The organism is Lysinibacillus sp. Bpr_S20, from assembly GCF_023337835.1.
Classification (GTDB): domain Bacteria; phylum Bacillota; class Bacilli; order Bacillales_A; family Planococcaceae; genus Lysinibacillus.
Genome location: NZ_JALNLQ010000005.1, coordinates 41,956 through 62,357, shown reverse-complemented (window position 1 = coordinate 62,357; position 20,402 = coordinate 41,956). Strand labels below are relative to the sequence as shown.

At 37.0% G+C, this 20,402-nt stretch carries 22 protein-coding genes; 2 read left to right on the top strand and 20 right to left on the bottom strand.

Annotated features, from left to right (window positions below; genetic code table 11):
• Positions 1-342 precede the first annotated feature (342 nt).
• The 5 genes from MWJ95_RS13990 to MWJ95_RS13970 all read right to left on the bottom strand — a co-directional run bounded on the left by MWJ95_RS13990 (position 343) and on the right by MWJ95_RS13970 (position 5,426).
• Positions 343-756, bottom strand: coding sequence for a YhfM domain-containing protein (locus MWJ95_RS13990; protein ID WP_249106127.1), 414 nt, complete (start codon positions 754-756; stop codon positions 343-345).
• A gap of 105 nt (positions 757-861) precedes the next feature.
• Entirely contained in the window at positions 862-1,905 is a 1,044-nt protein-coding gene (locus MWJ95_RS13985) for a phosphotransferase family protein (RefSeq protein ID WP_249074549.1), read from the bottom strand.
• Positions 1,906-1,917: 12 nt separating this feature from the next.
• Positions 1,918-2,694: an SDR family oxidoreductase gene (locus tag MWJ95_RS13980; RefSeq protein ID WP_249074548.1), complete on the bottom strand. Its 777-nt coding sequence runs from the start codon at positions 2,692-2,694 to the stop codon at positions 1,918-1,920.
• Positions 2,691-3,926 carry an acyl-CoA dehydrogenase family protein gene (locus MWJ95_RS13975; RefSeq protein ID WP_249074547.1) on the bottom strand — a complete coding sequence of 412 codons (1,236 nt, stop codon included), beginning with the start codon at positions 3,924-3,926 and terminating at the stop codon, positions 2,691-2,693. Before MWJ95_RS13975 ends, MWJ95_RS13980 begins: the two co-directional genes overlap by 4 nt.
• A 612-nt stretch (positions 3,927-4,538) precedes the next feature.
• On the bottom strand, positions 4,539-5,426 hold the full coding sequence (locus tag MWJ95_RS13970) for a LysR family transcriptional regulator (RefSeq protein WP_249074545.1): 888 nt from the start codon (positions 5,424-5,426) through the stop codon (positions 4,539-4,541).
• Between the two features lie 140 nt (positions 5,427-5,566).
• Here MWJ95_RS13970 and hutG point away from each other — a divergent pair, with 140 nt between their 5' ends.
• Positions 5,567-6,529: a formimidoylglutamase gene (hutG, locus tag MWJ95_RS13965; RefSeq protein WP_249074544.1), complete on the top strand. Its 963-nt coding sequence runs from the start codon at positions 5,567-5,569 to the stop codon at positions 6,527-6,529.
• Positions 6,529-7,713, top strand: a complete 1,185-nt coding sequence (gene gltS / locus MWJ95_RS13960; RefSeq protein WP_249074543.1) for a sodium/glutamate symporter — start codon at positions 6,529-6,531, stop codon at positions 7,711-7,713. Before hutG ends, gltS begins: the two co-directional genes overlap by 1 nt.
• 61 nt (positions 7,714-7,774) lie before the next feature.
• Here gltS and MWJ95_RS13955 read toward each other — a convergent pair whose 3' ends face one another.
• The 15 genes from MWJ95_RS13955 to MWJ95_RS13885 form a co-directional block, all read right to left on the bottom strand.
• Positions 7,775-9,040, bottom strand: coding sequence for a polysaccharide deacetylase family protein (locus MWJ95_RS13955; RefSeq protein ID WP_249106126.1), 1,266 nt, complete (start codon positions 9,038-9,040; stop codon positions 7,775-7,777).
• Positions 9,041-9,444: 404 nt separating this feature from the next.
• Entirely contained in the window at positions 9,445-10,284 is an 840-nt protein-coding gene (locus tag MWJ95_RS13950; RefSeq protein ID WP_249106124.1) for a D-alanyl-D-alanine carboxypeptidase family protein, read from the bottom strand.
• Positions 10,285-10,375: 91 nt separating this feature from the next.
• The gene (locus MWJ95_RS13945; protein ID WP_249074540.1) at positions 10,376-10,987 is read right to left on the bottom strand and encodes a histidine phosphatase family protein; all 612 of its coding nucleotides are present in this window, start codon (positions 10,985-10,987) and stop codon (positions 10,376-10,378) included.
• Between the two features lie 41 nt (positions 10,988-11,028).
• Entirely contained in the window at positions 11,029-11,451 is a 423-nt protein-coding gene (locus MWJ95_RS13940; protein ID WP_249074539.1) for a DUF3995 domain-containing protein, read from the bottom strand.
• A 162-nt stretch (positions 11,452-11,613) separates the two neighbouring features.
• Entirely contained in the window at positions 11,614-12,132 is a 519-nt protein-coding gene (locus tag MWJ95_RS13935; RefSeq protein ID WP_249074538.1) for a TetR/AcrR family transcriptional regulator, read from the bottom strand.
• A gap of 294 nt (positions 12,133-12,426) precedes the next feature.
• The gene (locus MWJ95_RS13930; RefSeq protein ID WP_249106122.1) at positions 12,427-14,115 is read right to left on the bottom strand and encodes an AAA family ATPase; all 1,689 of its coding nucleotides are present in this window, start codon (positions 14,113-14,115) and stop codon (positions 12,427-12,429) included.
• 186 nt (positions 14,116-14,301) lie between these two features.
• Positions 14,302-15,282 carry a helix-turn-helix transcriptional regulator gene (locus tag MWJ95_RS13925; protein ID WP_249074536.1) on the bottom strand — a complete coding sequence of 327 codons (981 nt, stop codon included), beginning with the start codon at positions 15,280-15,282 and terminating at the stop codon, positions 14,302-14,304.
• Positions 15,283-15,750: 468 nt separating this feature from the next.
• Entirely contained in the window at positions 15,751-16,068 is a 318-nt protein-coding gene (locus MWJ95_RS13920) for a YbjQ family protein (RefSeq protein ID WP_249074535.1), read from the bottom strand.
• A 12-nt stretch (positions 16,069-16,080) separates the two neighbouring features.
• Complete coding sequence (locus MWJ95_RS13915) at positions 16,081-16,563, bottom strand: nucleoside 2-deoxyribosyltransferase (RefSeq protein ID WP_249106120.1); 483 nt, start codon at positions 16,561-16,563, stop codon at positions 16,081-16,083.
• Between the two features lie 7 nt (positions 16,564-16,570).
• Positions 16,571-17,005, bottom strand: a complete 435-nt coding sequence (locus MWJ95_RS13910; RefSeq protein ID WP_249074533.1) for a GNAT family N-acetyltransferase — start codon at positions 17,003-17,005, stop codon at positions 16,571-16,573.
• A 914-nt stretch (positions 17,006-17,919) separates the two neighbouring features.
• The gene (locus MWJ95_RS13905) at positions 17,920-18,768 is read right to left on the bottom strand and encodes a metallophosphoesterase family protein (RefSeq protein ID WP_249074532.1); all 849 of its coding nucleotides are present in this window, start codon (positions 18,766-18,768) and stop codon (positions 17,920-17,922) included.
• A 108-nt stretch (positions 18,769-18,876) separates the two neighbouring features.
• On the bottom strand, positions 18,877-19,377 hold the full coding sequence (locus MWJ95_RS13900; protein ID WP_249106118.1) for a hypothetical protein: 501 nt from the start codon (positions 19,375-19,377) through the stop codon (positions 18,877-18,879).
• Positions 19,358-19,513, bottom strand: coding sequence for a hypothetical protein (locus MWJ95_RS13895; RefSeq protein ID WP_249106116.1), 156 nt, complete (start codon positions 19,511-19,513; stop codon positions 19,358-19,360). The genes MWJ95_RS13900 and MWJ95_RS13895 overlap by 20 nt, the downstream gene beginning before the upstream one ends.
• A gap of 66 nt (positions 19,514-19,579) precedes the next feature.
• The gene (locus MWJ95_RS13890) at positions 19,580-20,053 is read right to left on the bottom strand and encodes a DUF4274 domain-containing protein (RefSeq protein ID WP_249106114.1); all 474 of its coding nucleotides are present in this window, start codon (positions 20,051-20,053) and stop codon (positions 19,580-19,582) included.
• Positions 20,054-20,055: 2 nt separating this feature from the next.
• A complete protein-coding gene (locus MWJ95_RS13885) occupies positions 20,056-20,289 on the bottom strand; it encodes an ankyrin repeat domain-containing protein (protein WP_249106112.1) in 234 nt (77 codons plus the stop codon).
• Between the last annotated feature and the right edge of the window lie 113 nt (positions 20,290-20,402).

Genomic DNA, 20,402 nt, shown 5'->3' with positions numbered 1-20,402 from the left:
TACCGCCTCTTCTTTCTCATCAGTAATTTAAACCTTAATATGGGGTGATATTATATTCTTTGAATATAACTGGCAGGTAAGAGATGAGTGGTTTGTCTGGGCAATCAACTGAAATGAAAGAGTTGTTAAATGGCAGGAGGGATGAGTAGGAAATATTTTATATACACCTCGCTTAATCCTTCGATGGCTTATCAAAGCATTATGTTATCTTAGGCTTGCTCCTTAATTTACTCCTCCAAAATTCAATACCTCCTTTTTTCAACCAATAAATATTTATTCTTGTTTTTGGGTAAGAATTCTTTTATCAACTAACTGACTATTGAATAGTTACAAAACAGGGAATTACTTTATTAATTCTTCTCCAGTTAAAATTTCATATAGATTTGCTGAATCTTGCTTTGTTAATTTTACGTATCTATCACTATCTGTAACAATTTCTAAATTTTCACCATTTGGGGTAACCCAAAGTAAATAAGAGGCTATTTTGTTTTCGCTACTGTTCTTAAATGGAAATTGAAATTGGTAGTCAGCATAACGTGCCATTTCTACTTTTTTATTTTCCCATTTAGCATTTTCAACTATATCTTTCGCTTTTTCCACCTGTTTTTTTTGATGTACTTCTTTGAAGTCTTCAAAAATATTTTCTTCACCAATTCGTTTCTGAACAGTTATTTTTTGCCCAACCATTTCATTCAAACAACCCGAAGTTACTAACATAACAGCTAACAGAGGAAAAAATAGTATTATTTTTTTCAACTTGCTTCCCCCTTTACTTCTAATACAGGTATAAATTTTTGCCCCTGCTCTATTACTACATGAAATGACGGCTGCTTTACAAGCAACCGTCATTTATACCATTGTTTATAGAGCTTTAGAAGCTTGATGAATTAATGCAGCTACCATTTTATCCATTTGTGCAAAACGATCGTCTTTTGTTTGACCGTTTACATATCGATAATAGATTTGCTGGCATATTACCGCTAATTTAAAGTAGGCAAATGTAATATAATAAGCTATGGCTGAAACATCACGTCCGCTTTTCTCAGCATAGCGGTTAATAAATTCCTGACGTGTGTAAAACCCTGGTAAAGTCGTTATTGGCGGTTCTCCAAATGCGTAGAGCAGCATTTTAGGGTCATCTGCATGCATCCAATAACTCATAGCTACACCTAAATCTGCTAATGGATCCCCTACAGTTGTCATCTCTAAATCAAAAAGTCCAATCATTTCAGAGTAATCATTTGAAAACATAGCGTTATTAAGCTTGTAGTCATAATGAATAATGGTAGCTTCTTGATTAGAAGGGACATGATCCTTTAACCACTTTGTCAACGCTGCCACTTCACCATACTCTGCCGTTTTTGCTTTGTCATAGCGCTCAATCCACCCATGTACTTGCCTCTCCATAAATCCTTCTGGCTTCACCATATCCTTTAATTGCGTTTCCTTATATGGTATGGCATGAAGAGCTACAAGCGAATCAACCATCTTTTCCGAAATTTGACGTCCTAATTCCTCTGTATTTTCAGTACCTGGTGGAAAATGAGTGTCAAGTACGATACCTTTTTTGCGCTCCATTAGAAAGAAATCACTACCGATAATATCTCGATCTTCAACGTACACATAAGGTTTTGGGACAGCAGGTAAGAATGGATGTAATGCTGATAAAATTGTATACTCACGTTTCATGTCATGCGCTTTTTTGGCAACTGGCCCATGAGGAGGTCGACGCAGAACAACTTCAAATTCACCTACTTTTAAACAATATGTCAAATTTGAATGTCCGGCACTAAACTGCGAAATTTCTAGTTTCCCCTCTGGTAATTCCGGAAACTGAGTCTTTAAAAATGAATGTAATTTCATTTCATCAATACGTTCACTTGCCCTTACTTGTATCGTATCCATTGTACCCCTCCCCTAAATGATTGAACTCATACCGCCATCTACCACTATGACATCCCCCGTAATATAATCTGAGGCAGCCGCAGCTAAAAATAAAGCAACACCTTTTAGGTCATTTTCAGTTCCTAAACGTTTTAACGGCGTCACGCCCATCAAATAATCTTGTCCGCGCTCAATTAAGACTTTTGACATTTTTGTCGGGAAAAATCCTGGAGCAATTGCATTCACATTGACACCATACGGTCCCCATTTTACAGCTAAATCTTTTGTTAGCGTGATGACCGCACCTTTACTTGCGTTATAGCCAATGGTATCCATAAATTCAGGTATTGTACCCCCAAGCCCTGCAACCGAAGCGATATTGATAATTTTTCCGCTCTTTTGTTCTAGCATTATTTTACCAACAGCTTGCGTCATTAAAAATGTACCATTGACGTTAACATCGAAGACTTTTTGCCAAGCCTCATACGGCATTTCAACGGCAGGAGTACCCCAAGAAGCCCCACTGTTATTGACTAAAATATCAATTTGGCCGAATGATTCAAGCGTTTTTGACACTACATTTGCTATATCCTCTGGCTTTGTCACATCACAGGCAAGAGCTAATGTTTGTACACCCAATTCAGCTAATTCTGCGGCTACTTCTTCGCATGCCTCGACCTTTCTTGAGCATAGTACAATGTTGGCACCTGCTTCAGCAAAGCCTTGCGCAATTTGAGCTCCTAGACCACGTCCTCCCCCTGTTACGATGGCCGTTTTTCCCTTTAAACTAAATAAGTCTAGTACTGTCATTTTACCAGCTCCTCTTGTTTTTTAGCATGCTTTTTCAGCTCTAGCTTAGCCACCGTGTTACGATGCACTTCATCCGGTCCATCTGCTAATCTTAATGTTCGAGAATTCGCCCATTGTGCAGCAAGCGTCGTATCTGGGCCAACCCCAGCAGCACCAAATGCTTGAATTGCCCGGTCAATCACTCTTAATGCCATATTTGGCGCCACTACTTTAATCATGGCAATTTCTGCCTTCGCCTCTTTATTCCCGACTGTGTCCATCATATACGCTGCTTTTAGCGTTAAGAGTCTAGCCTGTTCAATATCAATTCGTGATTCCGCAATACGCTCCCGCATGACACCTTGGTCTGCAAGTGGTCGATGGAAAGCATGTCTCCCTTGTACACGTACACACATTTCCTCTAATGCACGTTCAGCGGCTCCAATAAGACGCATACAATGGTGGATACGACCTGGGCCTAAACGACCTTGCGCAATCGCAAAGCCTTTTCCTTCTCCCCATAATATATTTTCAACAGGTACTCGAACATTTGTAAACGTCACCTCACCGTGACCCTCTGGTGCGTGATCATAGCCAAATGCAGTAAGCATACGCTCAATTTTTACTCCAGGTGTATCCATCGGCACTAAAATCATCGACTGTTGCTCATGGATAGGTGCTGTAGAATCTTTATGTTTCCCCATAAAAATAGCGATTTTACAACGAGGATCGCCTGCTCCTGTCGTCCACCACTTATGTCCATTTAAAATATAATAATCGCCATCTCGTTCAATACTTGCCTCGATATTTGTTGCATCACTAGACGCAACTGCAGGCTCAGTCATTGCAAAACAGGAACGTATTTCTCCTCGTAATAACGGCTCTAGCCATTGTTTTTTCTGCTGTTCTGAGCCGTAGCGCACAAGTACCTCCATATTTCCCGTATCTGGCGCATTGCAATTAAATACTTCAGGAGCTAGTAAAGATCGTCCCATTATTTCACATAAAGGTGCATATTCTAAATTCGTCAATCCTGCACCATATTCACTATCCGGCAAAAATAAATTCCATAAACCCGCTTCTTTTGCCATTTGTTTTAATTCCTCCATAATTGGCGGAATCGCTCCCCAACGATCCTCCATTGCCTCTACCTGTGCAGCAAATACTCCCTCATTTGGATAAATATATTGTTCCATAAAATTTGTCAGCTTCTCTTGCAGTTCTACTACTTTTTCGCTATAAGAAAAGTTCATTAAAAAGCCCCCTTTGTTTGAACATCAAAATGACAAATGAATGAATATTCATTTTTATTCTTACATTAAATGTTACCGCTATATTTCTTGTAAATCAATGTCTATTAAACAAAAATTTGAATTATAGAGAAAATTCATACTTAAGGCAGTGATTCGGGTAGATAGAAAATATCATTTCGATAATAAAATCTAAATCAAAAAGATATATTGCCATAATATGTAACTTAAAATCCGAATAGTTCTTTTGATTAAAAATTTTATGACTTAGTTGCCTGTTTTTACTTTTTTAGCTCATCATAATAGGGGTTGATTTCCGTTCCAATCGTGCGCTTTGTTGCTGACGCTTCGCTTTCGCGCAGAGCAGAGCTTCCTAGGGGGCGTTCGATGAGCCACTTCTTTTTTAAACTGTTAAATAAAACGAAAAGTAGGATAAATAAAGAGACTGGAACAGAACTCGGTAATTTTGAAAAATAGCGAAAATGGGTAATAACTTTTTCCCTTCACTGAGTTAAATATTCCTCCCTAAATCAAAAAAATGTTAGGCCGTTTGCATCTCGGTCTAACATTTTTTTGGCCCAGCCTCTCTTTTCAATTAAATCAATCTTTAACATTTCAAAGCGTTTTCCCTATATTTATTATATCAGTCAGTAATTGACGAATCGCTAAAGGTAAATGACGATTTTTTAAATACACTACATAAACATTTCTTCGTAAATTGGGACAATCTATTTCTTTTTGAACAATCGTTTTTGCTGTAGGACCTTTTAAATAATTTTCTGGTAAAATGGTAATGCCTAAATTTTCACGAACGAGTGATACTGCCGTTTCAAAACGTTCAATTTCAAATTGGATATTAATGTTCTTGTCAGCCTTTTCAAACGCATCTAAAATGTCATGTCTCGTTTGAAAACCCTCTGTACTAATAATAAATGGCTCATCACTTAAATCGGCAATTGTTAGTTTCTCCTTATTCGCTAACGGGTGATTTAAGGGTAAAACGGCGACAAGTCGCTCTTCATATAAGCAGTTAACTTCTAGTTCTTCATCATCCATTATCTGATTCGTAATAATTAAATGTGTTTTATAGCTTTTGAGCGATTTTTCGACACGTTTACTTCCTAAAATATCTACTAAATGGATCATCATTTGCGGATATTCCTTTTTATACTCTGTTATGACTTTTGGGAGCCAATGTTTAATGGATTCCATAATCCCTATCGTTATTTCGCTTGTACCTCGTACAATGACCTCATCCATTTCTATTTTTAAAACTTCCATGTTTTTCAATATTATTTTTGCCCGTTCATATAATAGCTCGCCGGCTTCTGTTAATTGCAGATTTCTCGTATTCCTTTCAAGTAAAGGAGATCCAACTTCTTGCTCTAATTTTTTTATAGCATTACTTAGAGAAGGCTGAGAAATATGCATTTTTTCAGCCGCCTTCGAGAAATTCATTTGCCCCACAACTGCTATAAAATATTGTAATTGTTTAAAATCCACAACAACATCTCCCCCATTTATAGTTTTAAGCTATAGATTGATAATAATTATATATTAGAAATTATAATTATGCGAATATATAATCAACTCATAAACAATATTTTCACTACAATAATATTGTAAATGGAGTTGATAAAGATATGTATACAATGACAGATCAAAAACAATGGAGAGGCCGTATAGATTCAACTACTAATGCGAGTAGTTTTCGTCTACATCAAAAAGTAAAAAGAATTCCTATAAATGATGTAAGCGTTTCAGATAATCAGCATGCCGGAATTGTTGGCTTTATTTGTGATGAAGGTGTACGTCGTAATCAAGGACGTTTAGGAGCAGCAAGTGCACCTAACGCACTGCGTGAAGCATTGTCTAGCTTACCTTGGACATTTGAAGAGGAACAACAAATTATTGATGTCGGTAACGTTCTTTGTCTAAACCATGCTCTAGAAGAAGCACAGCGTGAACTAGGCGGAATTGTCAAAACATTGCTAAATAAAAAAATACAATGTGTCATACTTGGCGGTGGACATGAAACACTATACGGACATTATTTAGGTGTTCGTGCTGCGTTACCTAAAGATGCGAAGCTTGGGATCGTCAATATCGACGCACATTTCGATTTACGACCATATGATGAGCAACCGTCGTCTGGCACAATGTTCCGTCAGATTTTAGAACAGGATCCACATACCGATTACTTTGTACTAGGCATACAACGTTTTGGCAATACAAAAGAGCTATTTGACAAAGCCGACGAATTGCATGTGAATTATGTGTTAGAAGAAAATATGACGCCAGAAAATAATGCGCACATCATGCAAGATCTTCAGCAATATATGGATGATCATGATTATATTCTCTTAACGCTTTGTACGGATGTGCTAAACGCTGCATTTGCACCGGGAGTTAGTGCCCCATCACCATTTGGACTCGATCCAAAAACAGTACGCACAATCATTCAAAAAGTAACTTCGCACCCAAATACACATTCTTTTGATATTTGTGAGGTCAATCCTTCACTGGATGAGAACGGACGCACAGTTAAATTAGGTGCTTATTTTGTTTATGAGGCACTTAATAACTTACTTAGGGGGCAAGGTTAATGATTGAATTTAATCAAATTACAACAGTATTTCTAGCAGTTGCGCTATTCGCATTGGGTAGCTGGCTTATCAATAAAATCAGTTTTTTAAAGCGTTTTTGTATTCCAGCACCCGTTGTCGGTGGCTTACTATTCGCCGCATTGGCAACTATTCTAAAGACCACTGACGTAGTAGAATTTTCACTTGATACGTCATTACAAAGCTTATTTATGATTACTTTCTTCACAACAATAGGTTTAGGGGCAAGCTTTAAACTTGTAAAGCTTGGTGGAAAATTATTAATTATTTATTGGTTGGCTTGTGGTTTCCTAGCATTAATGCAAAATGTAATCGGTGTATCACTTGCATCACTAATGGGCATTCATCCTTTAATCGGTATGATGGCTGGTGCAGTATCTATGGAAGGTGGCCATGGTGCCGCTGCAGCATTTGGACAAACGTTAGAAGACTTAGGTATTTCATCAGCTATGACAATCGGTGCAGCTGCGGCTACATGTGGTTTAGTTGCTGGTGGCTTAATCGGTGGTCCTATTGTTAAATATTTAGTGGGTAAATATAATTTAACGCCAGATGTACAAGAAACGGAGGAAGTTGATTTTGAAAATAGAAATGAACAAATTACTTCCGAATCATTCTTTACACAAGTATTATTCATTACATTTTGTATGGCTTTAGGTACTTACGTTGGAACATTATTCTCTGAAGCTACTGGCTTCGTACTACCTGGTTATGTAGGTGCAATGTTTGTAGCTGTACTAGTGCGCAATATTATGGATAAAGTAAAACCTGAAGCGATTAATATGAAAAGCATTTCTTTAATCGGCGATGTCACTTTAGGGATTTTCCTTTCAATGGCACTAATGAGTGTTAAACTATGGGAAATTGCTGATTTAGCACTTCCGCTATTCATCATTGTTTTCGCGCAAGTATTCTTCATTGTCGTATTCAGTATCTTTGTATTATTTAAGTTACTTGGAAAAAATTACGATGCTGCCGTTATGGTTGCTGGTTTTGCTGGACATGGTTTAGGGGCAACGCCAAATGCGATGGCCAATATGTCAGCGGTTGTCCAACGTTTCGGTCCATCTCAAAAAGCATTTCTTGTCGTACCAATTGTAGGAGCATTTTTAATCGATGTATTCGGTATTCCAATTATCATTACGACTATTAATCTATTTAAATAATCAATGAGCCGTGCAATGTCTTAATATGGACAATTACACGGCTCATTTTATCAGTTATAGCTTATTGTAATATTTCACTAACAGTTACAAATTCGTAGCCTTGCTTTTTCAAGTATAGAATTACGTTTTCCAAACCATTTGCTGTCGTTTGATGAATATCGTGCATTAAAATAATGCTGCCATCTTTCACTGATTCTTTCACATACGTTAATATTTTATCAGCATTGCGATGCTTCCAATCTAATGTATCGATTGACCATAGAATAGAAGGTATCGTCATGACGGAACGAACTTTATCATTCGTTGCACCATATGGTGGACGGAAAACCGTTGGATATTGACCGATTGCTGCATAAATAGCATTGTTAGTTCGATCAACCTCTTGTTTAACAGTTGTTGTCGATAAAGCTGTTAATTTAGGATGGTTCCATGTATGATTGCCTATTTCATGGCCAGCCTCATAAACTTGTTTTACGACTGCTGAATTTTTAGAGGCATTTGGCCCAACCATAAAAAATGTAGCCTTTGCATCATATTTCTTTAAAGTCGCTAAAATTTGTGGCGTAACTTTTGCATTGGGCCCATCATCAAATGTTAAAGCCACACGCTTCTTTTGCCCTTTCGCTACCGGCACGCCTTTATTGTATACTTTATTACCGGCTATTTGAATATTTGCCAGCTCCGACACTTTAACATAGCCCTTTTGTTCGCCTGCTTCTACATAAGCCCAGCCTGCTACCGTTGTATATTGCTGAACTACTGTTTTATTGGCAAGTGTACCAAGAACCTCGCCACTTGGACTAGCTGTTAAATGAAGCTCAGCCCCTTTAGCAGCATTAACTCGTTTCTTTGTTGCAACAGGTTTCTTTAAAGAATTCGTTGCAACATAACCTGTTTGATAACCGTATTGGACAAATGACCAACCTCCAGGTGCAGAACCATATACAAAGATCATACTGTTTTCATAAAGCTGCCCCGCTTTTTGTGCACTTGGACTTGGATATGTAAATAAAGTTGTTCCACCTTTTTGTTTCACTACATATTTTTCAGATTTAACGCTTACTAATGCAGCCGTTTCAACATATCCCTCTAGCTGTTTTACTTTAATTCGAGTCCATTCTCCATTTACAGATGTAGCGGTTACATAACTACCCTTCGCTATTTGACCGATTACGGCACTTTCTACGGAAGGTTCTATATAAACTGCTGTGTCTTTGGCTACTGATTGAATTACGGGTGTACTCTTAGCATTTGCAGAAGCATTATCTACAAACACAAAACTGATTAAAAATGTCAAAATAATAGCATAGGGTAAAAATTTCTTCATTGTTCTACACCGCCTTTTCATAGATGTCTTTTTCGTATGTTTTTTCCATAAAAGTATAGGATTCGACTCTAATTATAGAACAATAGATTCTTCCAGGAAATAGTAGGAATCAACTAGTTTTTGTGAATAAAAATTTCTTTTCTAAAAAATCTTTCAACTTTCTTCATCAAAATTTCCCTGTGGTAGCGTAAGCAATAGATGATGAAAATCATTTATTATCATTTATTTATTGGGTGTAACACCTCCTACCTTAATGATTTAATCGACTGTATTCCCAAGCATGAATACCTGTTAGCTTTTGTCAAAGGCTCCGCGACGCCTTTTTAGGGTGCTTGTGGAGCGCACCCTAATATGAAGACGAATGAAACAATTAAAAAGTTAGAAATTTTTCATTTTTTTCCCTCCTAGAGCGCATCGTACGCTGTAAGGGCATCTTCAATATGAAATGGTGGTGTCCACGCCTGCCCATTCGCATTAGTCGTCACGAAAATATATTTTCTATCATCTTTTTCAATAATCGAGGCTAAGCATAGGCCCGCTTCAGGTGTGTAGCCCGTTTTTCCTCCCAATATTGTCCCTTCCCCTCCTGGTATTTTCGTTAAAAGTGAGCTTGTGATTGTTAATTCATTAGGTACATGGGTACTATAGCTTTTTGAAGTCAAAATTTGATAAAAGGTAGGATTTTCAATAGCATAACGAAAGAGCTTACTAATATCGCGGACACTAGAGACATGAGCGGGATCATGTAATCCGCTGGCATTGACAAAATGAGTATCGTTCAACCCTAATTCATGCGCTTTATTATTCATTAATGTCACAAATGCTTCTTCGCTACCTGCCATCGCTTCCGTCAGTGTTCCTGTAGCATCCGCTCCAGAAGCAAGCAGTGTGCCATGTAATAAATCCTCTATCGTCACAAAATCTCCTGCCTTAAAGCCCGCCATGGAAGCATTTTGAGCAGTAAATTTTGAAATTGTTTGTGGTTTAACAATTGTTTGCTTTTGCAGATCAGTAGTCATTTCAATGGCAACAATTGCTGTCATAATTTTAGTTAATGACGCAGGAAAAATAATGTCGTCTGCATTTTTTTCGTATAATACATCTCCTTTTTCATTCAGCAACAGTGCATTTTTACTATGCAACGAAGGTAGCTCTATTTGCGTTTGGTCCGTTGTTGTGTGATTTGTGTAATAATAAAAAAATGTGGCTGCACATATAAAACAAAATAAGACAAATTTTTTCATAAAAAAAACGCCCCCCACACATTATAATAGGAGGCATTTATGAATATTCCTGTAGGTAATTTATGAAGAAAATCTTAAGGCTGATTTTTTATTAATAAAAATCATCGAAATCCGAACAAATTCTCGATATGGTTTTATTCGCTAATTTAAAAAATACATCCTGAGATACTTCTAACTTCAGTGCATCTTCCTTTTTTAAATCTGCATATACTCCCCGTAAAATACGACCTGTTAGACCATGTGAAATCGCAATAACTTTCGGAATCTGTTGAATGTCTTTTAGCCAAGCACTTAATCTGTTCACCACTGAGTCATAAGCTTCTCCATTAGGCGCATTAAAATACCAGTTATAGACGTCTGTGTTATGGAAAAGATTAGGCCAGGAACTTTCAATTTCCTTCGTGGTTAACCCAGCCCACTGTCCTACAGCAACCTCGGTTAAACGATTATCTTTTTCAACATTCTTCAAATCATATCCAATTGTTTCACAAATTATCTCAGTGCTTTGCATGGCTCTTCCTAATGGACTCGAAAAAATTTTCCATTCATTAGGATTTCCAATTAAACTTTTTAGCAATAGAGCATTTTGTTGTACTTGATGTACACCCACTTCTGTTAATGGAGAATCAAGCTCTCCTTGGTATCGTCCTTGTGTATTAAATTCCGTTTCACCATGACGTAGTAAGTAAATCGTTTGATTCATTAGTGTTTCCCCCTATTATTTCTCCCTTACTGTCACTCATTTTAAAACACTAGTAATATATAGACAAATCCAAAAAACAAACATAATGGACTGTAGATCCAAGTATCATATTTAGCAAACTGTGAATGTTTTATTTTTTTAAAAAATCCAACATAATTAAAATCACCAATCGCTCGAATAGTAAAAATTATAGCACAGACAATACTTCCGATTTTAGATAGACTATTTGCTTGAAAGCTCTGCAAATAATCACCTTGAACAATGATAATAAAACTAGCAAATAGAATAAGAGTGGCTACAAATAATGTTCCCCATTTTCTCGGAGTAAAAGCAGGTGTATGTTCTCCCTCTCTTACTGGAAGAACAGCGGTAGAACCCCATCGACCTCCAAAAGCCCAATACATATGCAAAAAACCGATAAACCACAAAAACCCTACAGCTAATAATGGTAAAATTGATCTCATATAGTTCCCTCCAATGTTGTAACCGCAAAACATACGATATCGTATGTTACAGTAAAAATTTTGCCCCTTCAGGTTTTATAACCATATTAGGGACGTTTATATCATGTAATTAATTTTGCCTAGGCATAATTCCGTAACATCCTCCGGCGTCTTTACATTTGGTTAACCGCAGAAAGAAGTTAAAAGCTCAACCATTTTATCAATATCAAAATTAGGATTTTCTTCAAACCTTGTCATCCATCCCACATACGTTAAATAGGCAAGTCTCGCTCTATCTATTGATTCAGCATTGTTTATGCCTTTTTTTTGATACAATTTCGCAACACAAGAAATTCTTTGTTCTTCAATATCCACTAAGCGCGCTGCAACAACAGGATCATATTTGGCCCAAGTATAAATACCAATCTCCATTTTTTTATCTCGATTAAAACTAATTTGTAATAGCTGTTCTAAGGAGGCCTCCTGTTGCTCCATACTTTGAACAATCAACTTTGTGGCATGTACTTCCCAATAGTCGAGCATTGAATCTAACAGCTCTTGATGGTCACGAAAATAGTGATAAAAGCTCCCTTTACTTATTTTTAGTAATCTAGCAAGTGCTTCGATCCGAACTTTATGTATTCCTTCATCTGCTAATTGTTGCAATCCTGCCTTTATCCAATCTTCTCTCGTTAATTGCATGTCATCTCTCCAATAAGATACGGTATCGTATTTTTTTGTGTTAGATTACTACTACTTTCATTTTTTGTCAATTTTTCAATCTGCTTTTTTAGGAACTTTAATGTTATTGCTGATCGTTACATTTATAGTCATTACTCTTGGTAAAATACATGCCCCTACTAATATAATAGCTAAAAGTTTTTTCATCTTTAATCTCCTTTTTTCATTTTATTGATTCTATTTATTCTTAGGTCCACAGCTGAGGCCAGGTTTTATAAATCCCTGGCCTCATTGCATCCGGAATCGGCTATAAAGTTAAAATGTGTTATCAAATAGACTTTCTGCTATGCCTAGTAAAATATCTTTCTCTGTAAACTCCATTAATTCGTCTCTTGTAATGTCTTGCTGTTGAATTAGACGGTTGGATTGAATAGTCACGAGCTTTTCAAATAAGTTTCGGATATAACGACCGTTCGAAAAGTTCGGAATGGATTCGACTGGAATTTGATGCAATTGCTCCTTCATATGGTGTGCAAAGATTTCACCATATTGATAATCATTATTTTTACAAAGCATGGCAAAAATATCATATAGCTCATCCGTGCTAAAATTATCAAACTGTACAAAATGATTAAAACGGGATTTAAAACCTGGATTGGCCAGCAAAAATTCCTCCATGAGCTCTGTATAACCAGCAACGATAATAACTAAATCATCGCGTAAATCCTCCATCGCCTTTAAGAGGCTATCAATCGCTTCTTTCCCAAATGCATCCTGTTTATCATTGATTAGTGAATAGGCTTCGTCTATAAAAAGTACGCCACCCTTTGCTTTATTCACAACTTCTTGAACTTTCAAAGCCGTCTGGCCAACATATCCTGCTACTAAGCCTGCTCGATCAGTTTCTACAAAATGGCCACTCGAGAGTACACCTAGGTGCTTATATATTTGGCCTATGATACGCGCCACTGTTGTTTTTCCTGTACCTGGATTTCCAGAGAATACAAGATGATAGGTGATTGGGAAGCTGGTTAAGCCATGATCAACACGTAAGCTTTGAATTTTAATGAAATTGATCAGATTATGTAATTCCTTCTTGGCATTCGGAAGTCCTACAAGTCCATCAAGCTGCTTCTGTAATTTTTCAATCTCTCGCTCTATTTTTGGTGTAATTCGTAAACGTTCACCGTTAATAAATTCACCGCTATAAATAATTTTTCCTTCTTCATTATAATAATCTCCTCGACCGTGCTTTTCTCCATTTACAAGTTCCCCTATATAAGAAGCCTGTCCATTTGCGTAATAAAGCGTACCCTGTCCTGTCATAGCATCCTCTTTAAATTGACCGTCCGATAGTAGCACACCTTGTCTGGAATAATTCTTACCTTTCCCATGCTTCATATCCTCAAAGAAATAACCCTCATACTGAAGCGTTGTTACACCATTTGCAAGCTCCTTAGCACTTGGAGACTCTGGCGCATAGTAAAGCTTTCCTGCACCTTGCATATGATTCCATATAAAATCACCTTCATATTGTAAAAAACCACTTGGATAGTATTGTTTTCCCTTGCCCTTCTTCATACCATGAACAAAATCACCCTCATATTGTGGCTGATTTAAATGCGGATACTGTGCACGAAGCTCTTCAAATGGAGCAATTCCACCTTCCTCATAATATAAGATTCCGTAACCTTCCATTAAATCATTACGAAAGTGCCCCTCATAATATACGTGACCATCCTTATATAAAATACCATTCCCTTGTTTTTTATTTTGAATGAATTCTCCCTTATAAATCATTTGTCCTTTTAGATACATGACGCCGTTCCCTTGCTTCATATGATTGACGAATTCTCCCTCGAATAACAGCTCACCTTCTTGGTCAAATAATGTACCTTTTCCATCATAAATGTCATGACCAAAGTCATTTTTCTTTACACCGCCGCGATACATCAATGTTCCATCTGGATAAAATATCTCTTTTTCTTCATGATTATGTGTCATATGATTGTCATCCTTTATCAATTCAGTATATGCCCAATTATAGCGCGCAGAAATATACATATGTAAGAATTTTTTGAATTTAAAAGTTAAAGGGTTTTATTAAATTGATTCTTAAACATAAAAAAATCCGCTTCGATAGAATTCTTTGCGGATTTTTTACTTTTTATTTTAAGATAGCTTTTGCCTTTATATTATATAGCGATAATTTTGCTGCATCGATTGAATCGTGTCAATGATCTCTTCTCTTAGCTCAATTGGTTCTAGCACTTCAATATTTGCTCCTTGGCTTAGTAGCCACATTTTAATACCATGTCCAAAAACTTCTGCTTCAAATAAATACTGTCGATCCCTTTTTGATACTATTTTTGCTGTTGGTAAGCGATCTAACACGGCTTGCGGGGCTGTTCCTTTAAAGATAAATTTGATCCGCATCAGTTCACCAGCATGCATAAACTGAATGCGTTTACGAAATTCCCCTTCTTGAAAACGCTTGGTATATGGTATTTGAAACTTTTTATCGAGCTCTTGAAAATGTTGTATACGGTCGACTCGATAGACAATGGGTAAATCCTTTTCCTGCTTATTATCATATGCTATTAAATAAAAGTAGTATTCTGAGAAAATGACGGCGAGAGGTTTCAAAATCTTTTCTGTAGGAATTATTTCACCTTCACATAAATAATCAATCTTAATAATTTTCTTTTTTTGAATCGCCTCTGAAAGAGCCCAAATTAAATGCAATAGAGACTTTTTATGATTTAAATCTACGTACAAATATTTTTCGTTTAAAATAATTTTATGAATGAATTCCTGCTTATCGGCCGCAACAATCGAAATAAGCTTATCTATAATATCGCTCATTTCTGATTTTAGCAGCGCCCTTGACTCGATAAGAATTTTAACAATCGCTAAAACTTGCTCCTTCGTTAAAATTCTTTCTCCTGTATTCGTCAGCCTGTACACTTTTTCTTTCCGTACATATTCTAAATGGCAATCCAATTTTGCTTTTTCTAGATACGCTCGAATTTCATTCAAATCCCGTTGTATGGTTTTTTCACCAACATTATGTGTAAATGCTTCTTGCTTTTTATTAATCCCTTGACCATCCATTAGTCTGTCAAACATTGAAATGACTCGATAGCCTTTGTTTTGTTGTGAATCTACCATATATCCCACTCTCTCTTCATATTTACTTGATTATTATACAAAATAAGGTGGACATTAGTAGTCCTTTTAACTACAAAATTTCTTTACTATTGATATAATTGGCATATACTAATTATCAACAAAACACTATGAACAGACTATACTTTTGTAATAATTCACTTTATTTTTACAATTAATTCCGTATGAGCGGATAAAAAAGACCTCAATCTTAGTGATTGAAGTCCTTTATTATTATGTCAATGAAATTACAAATGTCAGTTACTTTTCGGCAAAGCGAGGGGTTGATTTCCGTTCCGACTGAGCGCTTTGTAGCTGGCGCTTCGCTTTCGCTACAGATACGAAACTTCAGTAAAATGAGTATTTATGCAAAAATGTGTAGCCTAGACGAAAATTACTCTCATTTAAATCACATTCACAAAATTTCATTGACCATTCTCAAAAATTTTGTTGCTTGAAGTCTTTAGTGGATTATTCCCTTACTCTTACCGCTGTTCCGTATGCTAATACCTCTGATGTACCATCCATGACTGAGGAAGTAGAAAACCTTACTCCAACAATAGCATTTGCCCCTAATCGTCTTGCCTCTTCCTCCATATCTTGCGTGGCAACTTCTCGGGAGCGAACGAGCATTTCTGCATACTCCTTCATCTCTCCACCAACAATATTACGAAGTCCCGCCATCATATCGCGACCAATATTTCTTGATTGTACGGAGTTACCTTTTACTAAGCCAAGTGTTTCTACAATTTCTTTTCCAACCAAATTATCTGTTGTTGAAAGTAACATATAAAATTCCTCCTATTTTTTATATTTTTGAACGGCTTGGACAGCTTCAGCGATGGAAGTTGTGATTACGCCCGTACGCTTAATTAAGCCAATAACAAATAAATTACGATAAACAAACTGATTTTCAATTCCGTCCCGCACAAGTGCTTCAATTTTCATCATATTGTCCCGACCTTGTTGACGAACATCTGTAAAGACACCTACGATTGGTCGATTCAGCATTGCAAAAGCACCAATTTCTGCTGCTACACCTGAATCAATCTCTACACCGTCTAAAACAGCTACTAAGACATCACTATTTTGCAGCATCTCTAAGTCTGCTTGTGCAATCGCCAAACTATCTGCATAGGCTGTTTTGTCATTGATCGCGTCATTTTCCTGTGGGACATATAATTCGATTCCAGGTACCGCCTCTCTTATTGATGCAGCGAGCTGCTCATTGACTAAACGATCTCCTAAAGAAAATAATCCATTTGCTAAGTATGCCTTCATCATAAAACTCCTATTCCAACGTTTTTTCAAACACTATTTTATGTCGATTTTTCTTATCCACAAAAGTGGAAACAATATCAAATCCGTGTTTAAGATTTGTGATGAGCATTGCTTTTCGCTCATTTCTACCATATGTACGAACTTTTTTAAATCCAAGTGCCTGTAGATGTTCATGCTGTCGCCTCATTAATTGACTGGCGATTCCTTGACCACGTTGCTTTTCACAGACACCGCCTAACCAACTGTAAAAAACGCCATCAGGATGTGTATAGCCTAGTTTAAAGCCTATGATATCTTCATTTTCTACAGCTAATAAACAAATGAGTCCTTCTTTACTTTCAAGTTTTTCTAGTGGTAAATTCGCCCCATCAAATACATGTGCATGAATTTCCTGTAATTGCTTCAACCAATCATATGGTACGCCTTCAATTACGACGATATGCATTTTTATCACCCCTATCTCTACAATCATTCATTATAGCAGAAAAGATTGGACTATAATGGTTTGGTTTCTGGTAAAAGTTTTAATCAAAAGTAAAGAGATTTTATACCGATCTTCCTACAGTGCTAAATGTTTATCCTATCGAACAGGCGAAATGATCTGCTCGGAGTTTTTGGATAAATAAAGAATATTGCTAAATAATTTGAGATACCAGGGCAGTTTCTCAAGCTAAAATAAAGAACAACGCAGTTTATCGAAGTAATCTTATTCTAAAGAGATTTTACTTTACTGTAAGACAACGTTTTTCCATCAGCACTTATTTTATAATCTGCATTGTTAAAAAGGGTGATTGTTTCGATATCGTCTTTAGAAATACTTTTACTTGTTGAATTGGTTGCTTTATAAAGTAAATGATATGACTCCTTGTAAACTGTAACGTCCAATATTACTGTGTCATGGTACTATTTTCCTTTGAATGATGGGTCTGAAATAGGCATTAGGCTTGTCGAACCCAACATCATAAATAGCAATATTGACATCGAAAAACATTGTCACTAAAAAAATGCTAAAAGAAAGTATCCTATTTTTAAAATATAACGTTGAAGCAAAAAAGCATATAAAGCCCATTATGATATCTGTAGACCATGCTAGATCCCCAAGTTCGATTCCAATGTTCTTGAAAGGGTGACAAAATCGAATGCTTTAGTTAGGACAACCATTGTGATTCTTATTATTAGGTAAAGAAGTGACAGGATTAAGAAATATAGACAAATTATCTCCTTCAAAGTAGACACTATGATTTTCAACTTCCTACCTCCAAGTGATCATTATTGAAGTTAATGGATAAGTCGGGTCGTAACCTGTCATCCATCAAGACACTGACAACCGCCAAGTATCGTCCGTTTAGCGTATCATTTCTAATCTAGAGTTGCAGCTGTAAAGATAAAGGCACGACTATCTGCATTTAAAATTTGTAGCCCTTCACTAGTTTCAACTAATGGTATCTCCCAATGAACATGACCACAGCAGACCAAAAGTTCTGCAGCATTCTGTAATTCATTCCAAATAAGTGGATTTCCATGCAGACCTTGAGGGCAAATTTCTGGACTTTCATGAAGTAGCAGAATGTCGGGAGCTTGCCTTAAAATACCTCTAAGTTTTTCCAAATAATCGACTTCTCTCATACGATTCGGTTTGTCCACCCTCCCGATGATTCCTCCGAGTCCTGCTACTGCAAGGTTTGCGTGCATTATCGCCCCGCCATCAGAGAAATAATAAATACCTGAGGTAGAATCCAATTCAGTTTGTTCCTTATTCGTCAATAGGTCGTGATTTCCTGAGATGCCTGTGACAAATCCAAAATGACTCTGAAAAGCTCTCCATACAGGCAAAGGATTACCGCTTGCCCCTCTTTTCGTTAGATCAGTGTATAAATCTCCGCATAAGCACACCATCACTTTGGCAGGGTCCACATCTGGTAAATGGATTTGAAACAACAGGGAAAGCACCTCCGCAAGTTCCTCCCCCAATAACTTCGGAATTTCTTCTGCCTGCTTGTGTTTATGACCCGAGATTCCTTGTAAATCAGAAGCAACAATTAGCGCATCCAACTCCTCCGGTAATCCAAGCACCTCTCCCCAATATATAGGAAGCCACTCATAGGAAATACCCGCTCCTTTTGATGCTGCAGTTATGTATGGTAATTTCTCTAAAGGCTCTTTGGCAATATCAACGATTTTCAATGCTCTTTTTGTATGATTCTTCATTTAGGACACCCCATTCAAAATAATACTTTTGCTTTTTCATGTGAGTAGCTATCTTTACCTCCCCATGTTGCTATTGAAATCGGTACCCCGTCATCTCACAATTCAATTTCAACCTTGAAGGCTTTTGACCTTTTTCAAATAACCATAGGCTTCCTTCAATGGTAGATTTAACTTGCCAGCAATTTCTTTAATCATCATTCCACACTTACTCATTTCCGACACTTGTTTGATTAAATGAGCCTCCATGCCTTGAGCCGCTTGAAAAGCAGGGTCTAATAAAGACTCCCATAAATCTTTATCTGCGTATTCATCTGCTGACACAATCCTTGCCATTACTTGTTCAAGCTCCATACAAGTTATTTTCCAAGTCGATTGATTATCATTTTTCTGAGCAATAAGTTCTATAAATTGCTGTATCGCTATTTGAAAATGTAAAACTGAACTAGCTAGATAACGTCCTGCATGCCAATCCCCCATGCCATGCATGAGAACAGCTACTGGTTGCCCAGGCTCGGCTGTCTCTATAATAATCGGATCGCCAGTCAGTTTTCTATGCCCAATAACAAGCCAATCAGCTTGCCATGAACCTTTAAAGAGAGTTACCCTCAAGATCCATGCTATATCCTAACTGCTCACGCTCTAAAAGTACTGGATTAAATATTTCAACATCTACCCACTCTTCAGCCATCTCACTTATAGTCTTCAATTGTTTTAACTGCCCGCGAAGTTCAGCATCTACCCTCATACGCATAAATCTCCTACATTCAATAAATTCTTTTACTCATTTCCAATCTCTTCTCTTGCTTCTGTACTAAATTTCACAATTTAATCCATTGATTTTCTTCGTTAGCTTTTCTGCTAATCTTCTCCAACATATTTTCCACGAGGAGTCCGACAATTCTTCCTCATCCTGCTCCAACCAATAATCGCCTTCCATTAGCTCATACATGTCAAGTAGAGTAATCTCCGCACATGCCTGATTTTCAAGAGCTGCAAACATTGGCTCCGGTCCATCATCCCAGTTATAGCCATTTACAATAGCGTGCAAAATCACCGAAGACGACAGCACTCTAATCATGCTGCACATCTTATCTTGAGATTCTTCATATAAAATATTGTCTACTTCACGTTGTTCTTCTGAATTTAAAGTAAGTCGGATAGCCCCTTTAGTCTTCAACAACAAATCAGCGATGGCATTGTTCATTCTTGCTGCATTCCAAGCTGTCGCTAAAATACCTTTAGGGGAATTCAACTCCACTTCATATTCAAGTAGTAGCTTAATCATTTTCACTTGCTTGAACTTGACCGCTTTTTTAGGACCGTATTTCCTAACTTATCCTCAACCTCTAAATCTACGTTTCTCTCTAGGAGAAGCTTAATACCTTCAACCGGCATTCGATTCGTTACAAAAAGCATTATCGGCGTTCTTCCTCTAGAATCGCGTTCATTTGGGTTAAGCTGGTTCACGGCCACCCGTACCACCTCTATATCCTTAAATTTACTAACTTCTGCCCAATCCATTCATATCCTCCTATAATTAAACCTATCTTATTCCATTAAATAAAAAATCCCCCACTTTAAAAACGAACCCAAAGTACATCATTTGGATATACTGTTCGTTTTAGTGGGAGACG

Bases quoted from the DNA above. Each gene is read 5' to 3' on its own strand.
- MWJ95_RS13910 (WP_249074533.1), bottom strand. From the start codon at position 17,005: ATGCATATCGTCGTAATTGAAGGCGTACCATATGATTGGTTGAAGCAA.
- MWJ95_RS13895 (WP_249106116.1), bottom strand. From the start codon at position 19,513: ATGAGGGTAGATGCTGAACTTCGCGGGCAGTTAAAACAATTGAAGACT.
- MWJ95_RS13920 (WP_249074535.1), bottom strand. From the start codon at position 16,068: ATGTTACTTTCAACAACAGATAATTTGGTTGGAAAAGAAATTGTAGAA.
- MWJ95_RS13890 (WP_249106114.1), bottom strand. From the start codon at position 20,053: ATGATTAAGCTACTACTTGAATATGAAGTGGAGTTGAATTCCCCTAAA.
- MWJ95_RS13975 (WP_249074547.1), bottom strand. From the start codon at position 3,926: ATGAACTTTTCTTATAGCGAAAAAGTAGTAGAACTGCAAGAGAAGCTG.
- MWJ95_RS13885 (WP_249106112.1), bottom strand. From the start codon at position 20,289: ATGGATTGGGCAGAAGTTAGTAAATTTAAGGATATAGAGGTGGTACGG.
- MWJ95_RS13915 (WP_249106120.1), bottom strand. From the start codon at position 16,563: ATGATGAAGGCATACTTAGCAAATGGATTATTTTCTTTAGGAGATCGT.
- MWJ95_RS13985 (WP_249074549.1), bottom strand. From the start codon at position 1,905: ATGGATACGATACAAGTAAGGGCAAGTGAACGTATTGATGAAATGAAA.
- MWJ95_RS13945 (WP_249074540.1), bottom strand. From the start codon at position 10,987: ATGAATCAAACGATTTACTTACTACGTCATGGTGAAACGGAATTTAAT.
- MWJ95_RS13940 (WP_249074539.1), bottom strand. From the start codon at position 11,451: ATGAGATCAATTTTACCATTATTAGCTGTAGGGTTTTTGTGGTTTATC.
- MWJ95_RS13980 (WP_249074548.1), bottom strand. From the start codon at position 2,694: ATGACAGTACTAGACTTATTTAGTTTAAAGGGAAAAACGGCCATCGTA.
- MWJ95_RS13935 (WP_249074538.1), bottom strand. From the start codon at position 12,132: ATGCAATTAACGAGAGAAGATTGGATAAAGGCAGGATTGCAACAATTA.
- MWJ95_RS13955 (WP_249106126.1), bottom strand. From the start codon at position 9,040: ATGAAGAAATTTTTACCCTATGCTATTATTTTGACATTTTTAATCAGT.
- gltS (WP_249074543.1), top strand. From the start codon at position 6,529: ATGATTGAATTTAATCAAATTACAACAGTATTTCTAGCAGTTGCGCTA.
- hutG (WP_249074544.1), top strand. From the start codon at position 5,567: ATGTATACAATGACAGATCAAAAACAATGGAGAGGCCGTATAGATTCA.
- MWJ95_RS13930 (WP_249106122.1), bottom strand. From the start codon at position 14,115: ATGACACATAATCATGAAGAAAAAGAGATATTTTATCCAGATGGAACA.
- MWJ95_RS13925 (WP_249074536.1), bottom strand. From the start codon at position 15,282: ATGGTAGATTCACAACAAAACAAAGGCTATCGAGTCATTTCAATGTTT.
- MWJ95_RS13950 (WP_249106124.1), bottom strand. From the start codon at position 10,284: ATGAAAAAATTTGTCTTATTTTGTTTTATATGTGCAGCCACATTTTTT.
- MWJ95_RS13905 (WP_249074532.1), bottom strand. From the start codon at position 18,768: ATGAAGAATCATACAAAAAGAGCATTGAAAATCGTTGATATTGCCAAA.